Annotated in this window: 2 protein-coding genes and 1 pseudogene; 1 reads left to right on the top strand and 2 read right to left on the bottom strand. The window is 70.0% G+C overall.

Going from position 1 to position 4,087, the window contains the following annotated elements; all coding sequences use genetic code 11:
* A pseudogene (locus tag D7V97_RS40775) lies at positions 1-720 on the bottom strand (adhesin); the annotation flags it as partial.
* Positions 717-2,552: an OmpA family protein gene (locus D7V97_RS40770; RefSeq protein ID WP_120615948.1), complete on the bottom strand. Its 1,836-nt coding sequence runs from the start codon at positions 2,550-2,552 to the stop codon at positions 717-719. The gene D7V97_RS40770 and the pseudogene D7V97_RS40775, both read right to left, overlap by 4 nt.
* Positions 2,553-2,800: 248 nt before the next feature.
* On the opposite strand from D7V97_RS40770, the gene tssI reads away from it, so the two are divergent.
* A partial coding sequence (gene tssI / locus D7V97_RS40765; RefSeq protein ID WP_120615949.1) for a type VI secretion system tip protein TssI/VgrG occupies positions 2,801-4,087 on the top strand: 1,287 nt, incomplete at its 3' end.

Here is a 4,087-nt window from a genome sequence, read left to right as displayed (position 1 = left end):
GGGCAGGCCCCAGCCCAGGTCGAGGTCGCCATAGCGGAGAGGGTCCACCCCTTCGCCCTTCCAGGCCCCACTCCCCGCCGAGGACGCCTCCAGGTCCGTGCAGCCCGTCATCGCGAAACCAGCCGGAGCAAACAGGCCTCCCCGGAAGCCCTTGCCGCTCGCGTCGATCACACCATCGTTCGTCACCCGGCCCCGGGCCACGAACGCCAGCACGCCGCCGGTGCTGCCATCCCAGTCCCGGGCCACGAGCCCCGTCCCACGTGGGATGACGACGTCCTCGTACTCCGGGACCCGCACCACCTGCGTGACCCCTTCCGCGTACGCATGGACGAGCGGCGCGGCCAGCTCCAACGCCTCCTCCGTGCCAGCACGCACGCTCTCGACCCGCGCCAACTCCCACGCCCCCACAGGCCCTCCGGAGAGTTCGATGAGGACGGGATCATTCCCCTCCAGCGTGGACCCCATGCCCTGCATCTGGACCACCAACACCAGGTCCCCGCCGGAGAAGCCGCGGGTGGAGAGTAGCGGGATCCGGGACGTGCCCGCGGCGACGGGCTTCGTCACCTGCGCGTAGTCGTTGATGACGGTGTCCGGACCGCGTGCGGTGTAGTGGACGCCTCCGGACCCGAGGAAGAACAGGTCCGGCGTGGCCAGAACGGCAGTCCCGGCCAGCACCACGCCGGCCACCAATGCCTTGAGGAGCGCGGGCTTCATCATCATCGGGTCTCTCCGGTGCCCGGCTCACGCTTGGGGCTCGGCGTCTTGTCCGCCTGGGGGTCGACGATCAGGAACTCCACGCGGCGGTTGTTCTCCCGGCCGACGGAGGTCAGGTTGCTGTCAATGGGACGATCCTGTCCGTAGCCGTAGGCCGCGAGGCGCTCGGGCGGGACCTTCTTGCCAATCAGGTACTGGCGCACCGCCTCCGCCCGACCCTGTGACAGCCGGCGGTTCGCGTCCGGCATGCCCCGGTCGTCGGTGTGCGCCCCTACGGCGATCAGCGGGAACTCGGGGTGCTCCAGGATGACCTGCGCCACCCAGTCGAGCACCGGGTTGGAGCGCGAGTTGACGCGCGTCTGCGCGGGCTCGAAGTAGATCTTCCCTCGCGTCTCCAACCGCGTCGCGTGGAGCACCACCAGCGGGAAGATGTGCTGCGGGCAGCCCTGGTTCTCGTACGTGCCGACTTCATTCGCGCAGCTGTCGATGCGGTTGGGCACGCCGTCCTTGTCCGTGTCCGACTCCGGGCAGCCGTCGCGCTCCACGGGCCCCGCCTCGTTCGGGCACGCGTCCTTGTCGTTGTCGAGCCCGTCCTTGTCCGCGTCGCGCACCGGGCAGCCCTGGTTCTCTGGCGGCCCCGCTGCGTTCGGGCAGGTGTCCGAGTCGTCTTCCGTGCCGTCCTTGTCCGTGTCGCGCAGCGGGCAGCCCTGGCTGGATGCGGGCCCGGGCTCCACCGGGCACATGTCCAGCGCGTCCTCCAGGCCGTCGGAGTCCGTGTCCTTCTTCTCGCAGCCGTTGCGCTCCAGCGTGCCAAACACCGTCGGACAGCGGTCGATGCCGTTGGGCACCCGGTCGTTGTCCTCGTCCATCTCCGGGCACTCCTCGATGGTGTGCGCCAGGCCCGGCTCGCAGTTCACGGAGGACTCGCCCGGCCCGCGCCGCGGTGTCACGTTTCCAAAGGCCCCGCCCATCATCACCCGGAAGAGCGGCGTCCCCGGCGCGCTGCCCACGCCCATGCCCGCGAGCGCGAACAGCTCGAAGGACGGCTTCACCAGGTAGCGCGCGCCGGGCAGCAGCTCCACCGCCCCGGGCTGCGCCGTCAGCGGCACCATGGCCCGCACGTTCAGCTCCCAGCGCAGCCGCCGCCCGGTGGTCGCGAGCGCGGCGCCGATGCGCAGCTCGTTGCCCACCTCATCCACCAGCACGCCGGGCCGCTGGGTGAGCGCCTGACTGGGCCGGCTCAGGAAGCCCACCTCCAGCCCTCCGCGCAGGAAGCCGAAGTGCCGCCCCACCATCAACCGGGGCGCGAGCCTCAATGCGCCATCCCGCGCGAGCCCCGCCTGACTGCCGACCGGCAGCCCCACGCCCAGCTCCAATGCCAGATCGACGCCCCCACCCTTGTCTTGCGTGAGCAGCCCCGCGCGAGCGCTGACCGCGGGCGTGCCCAACGCGAAGCTCGACGGTGACGCGATGTTCTCTCCCGTCAGATCCGAGCCGCTCTGGAACGCAACCACCGGCAGCTGCAGGCCGAACTGCAACCAGCCTGTCGCGGCATAGGCCACGGCCAGATGCGTGGTCGCGCGGCTGCCGATGATGCGGAACGTCTCACCATCGCGCTCGAAGAGCAGCGGATCATGCGCGTACTGCAACGCCACGGTCGCCCGGTAGTGGCCGGCGGGCAGCAGCTCTCCCAGACTCACCACGAGTGAACCCTCGGCGCCAGGGTTCAGCTCCAGCCGCTCCAGGTCGATGCCGGGCAACGGCGTCTGCGCTAGCGCGGGGACGGTCAGCAGGAGCGACAGCAGTTGCAGGTGGCGCAGGAGGATCCTTCGTTTCATCGCTCTCCCGGAGGGTAAGTCCTGGCGTGGGCCGCCCGAATCCGTGTCGTGATCCATGGCCCCCCGCCCTCGCGCAACACTACAACAACAGCTCGCACCCCCAGTACATTTGCAACGAAATGCTTATCGGTGCCCGCAAGCACTTGCGGACCCGTGCCGCCGCGTGTTTCTAATTTGTCAGGCGATCACCCATCCCGATGAAACAGGTGGCGGGTGACCCTGGGGGCTTCCGTGGCGCGGGAGAATCAATGATCGCGAATGCTGCGCTGCTGGCGAACCAGACGGAATTCGACTTCCAACTCGGGCCCCACGCTGCCGAGGATGTCACGGTATTCGGTTTTAAAGCAGACGAGTCGGTGTCTCAGCCGTACTCCGTTGAAGTCTCCCTGACCCCCAACCCAGACGTGGAGCTGGACGACACGGCATTGCTCGGCAAGGACGCGCGGCTCACGGTGCAGTTGGGGGATGGCACCGCCCGCTTCTTCCACGGCGTCGTCGCCCGCATCGACCGCCGGGACGAAGGCACGGGGCCGCAGCGCCGACGCTACGGGGTGACGGTGGTGCCCCGGCTGTGGACGCTCCGGCACACGCGCCGCAGCCGCATCTTCCAGGAGCTGACCGTCCCGCAGATCGTGCACAAGGTGCTCGAACAGGGCCAGGTGGAGCACCGGCTGGCGCTCTCCGGCAGCTACCGCAAGCGCGACTACTGCGTGCAGTACCGCGAGTCGGACCTCGACTTCATCTCCCGGCTCCTGGAGGAGGAGGGCATCTTCTACCTCTTCGAGCACGGCGAGGACGCGCACACGATGGTGCTCGGCGACGCCGCGTCGGCGAACCCCGCCATGGCGGGCGACCCCAAGCTCGTCTTCCGCGAGCGCTCACGGATGGTGGCGGAGAAGGAGTTCGTCCACACCCTCTCCGCGAAGCTGGAGGTCCAGCCCGGCGCGGTGGCGCTGCGCGACTTCAACTTCACCCGCCCCGCGCAGGACCTGGGCGCGGAGAGCGCCGACGACGGGGGCGAGTCCGCGCTGGAGATCTACGACTACCCGGGCCTCTACGACGAGCCTGGGGCCGGCAAGGCGCTCGCGAAGATCCGCCTGGAGGAGCTGCGCGCCCGCGTGGAGACCGTGTCCGGCGCCAGCTACAGCCGGCGCCTGTGCGCGGGCCACACCTTCGAGCTGGCCGAGCACCCGGACGCCGCGCTCAACCGCAAGTACCTGCCCCTGTCCGTGCGCCACACCGGCCACCAGGCCGAGGCGCTGGTCGCGGAGCAGGCCTCGCTGGGCGCCAAGGAGGGCTACCGCAACGAGTTCCTCTGCCAGCCCGCCCAGGTGCCCTTCCGGCCGCCCCGCGTGACGGCGCGTCCGGTCATCTCCGGCGCGCAGACGGCCATCGTCGTGGGCCCCGCGGGCGAGGAGATCCACACCGACGCGCACGGCCGCATCAAGGTCCAGTTCCACTGGGACCGCGAGGGCAAGAACGACGACAAGAGCTCCTGCTGGATGCGCGTGACCCAGGCGTGGGCGGGCCCGGGC

This window comes from Corallococcus sp. CA053C, assembly GCF_003611675.1.
GTDB lineage: Bacteria > Myxococcota > Myxococcia > Myxococcales > Myxococcaceae > Corallococcus.
Note: the sequence above shows the minus strand (reverse complement) of the source record. Positions and strands in the feature narration are given on the sequence as shown.